Here is a 329-nt window from a genome sequence, read left to right on the forward strand (position 1 = left end):
GCGGGCTTGTCGCCCGGCTGGACCTTGACCGTGGAGCTGGCCTCGGGGGAGGTGATCTCCTTGTCACCGGACTTTCCGGAGGCTGTGGCCTTGTTGACGACCTTTCCGTTCGCCTCGTCCTTGGCGGTGATGGTGTGGGCCGGGGCGGTGCAGTCCATCACCGCGCCGGGCGCCAGGCTGGTGGCCGGGCAGGTCACCTGGCCCGCGGTGGGGTCGGACACCTTGATGTCGGTGACGGTGCGGGTGCCCTTGTTGGACACCTTCAGCGTCCACTCGATGAGGTCCCCGGCATCGGTCCTGCCGTTCTTGTTCAGGTCGACCGGCTTCGC

Annotated in this window: 1 protein-coding gene; it reads right to left on the reverse strand. The window is 68.1% G+C overall.

The annotated features are described in order from the left end of the window. A partial coding sequence (locus tag WA762_RS35550; protein ID WP_443080760.1) for a DUF7507 domain-containing protein occupies positions 1-329 on the reverse strand: 329 nt, incomplete at both ends.

The sequence above is a fragment of the Streptomyces tyrfis genome (assembly GCF_037034285.1).
Classification (GTDB): domain Bacteria; phylum Actinomycetota; class Actinomycetes; order Streptomycetales; family Streptomycetaceae; genus Streptomyces.